The sequence below is a fragment of the Bradyrhizobium sp. KZN70725 genome (assembly GCF_055264925.1).
On the sequence record NZ_JBUYWT010000230.1, the window covers coordinates 1 to 246 of the forward strand.

Below are 246 nucleotides of genomic sequence, written 5' to 3' on the forward strand. Positions count from 1 at the left end.
TCGCCGGAGCGGCTGTCTTCGAAGCGATAAGCCACCATCGGGGGACCGCTGCGGCCAAAGGTTCGGTCATCCCGGGCATAGGCCCATAAGTAGGCCGTCTTTGTCGATCCGGAGCCCGGAGCGAGCGTCGGCAAGGTGGTTTCGTCGGCAAAGACCCGTTCGGCCTTCTTGACCTCGCTGAAGATGTAGTCGGCCACGATCTCGAGCTCGAAGCCGAGCTTGCCCATCCATTGCGCCATCAGCTGG

General features: G+C 62.6%; 1 protein-coding gene. It reads right to left on the reverse strand.

What is annotated here, in order from left to right:
• Positions 1 to 246: IS66 family transposase (locus ACZBJS_RS42860; RefSeq protein ID WP_463440376.1), on the reverse strand; the 246-nt coding region annotated here is incomplete at both ends.